Source organism: Photobacterium sp. R1 (assembly GCF_054600795.1).
Window position 1 is genome coordinate 1 of the sequence record NZ_BAAHZP010000750.1, and the last position, 253, is coordinate 253.

Below are 253 nucleotides of genomic sequence, written 5' to 3' on the forward strand. Positions count from 1 at the left end.
GATTTCCCCGCTCTGGCCTTCCACCCGCTCGCGGTATTCATCCAGCGCGGCTTTGTCGGCTCCGTCCAGCGAATGCGCCAGTTTTTGTGGCGCCCGGGTGCGGCGGCGGATCACCAGGTCTTCCTCCGTCATCACCAGTTTCTGCCAGATGGTGCGGTTCGCATCCAGATACGGCCTGCCCATACAGCCCATATCATCGAAGTTGTCCGGGTCAAGCCGACTGACGGTGAGCTGCCATAGCGGAAAGGTGCAG

Annotated in this window: 1 pseudogene; it reads right to left on the minus strand. The window is 61.7% G+C overall.

Features of this window, described 5'->3' with window-relative positions:
- Positions 1 to 253: pseudogene (locus ACYP03_RS27080) on the minus strand (hypothetical protein); the annotation flags it as partial.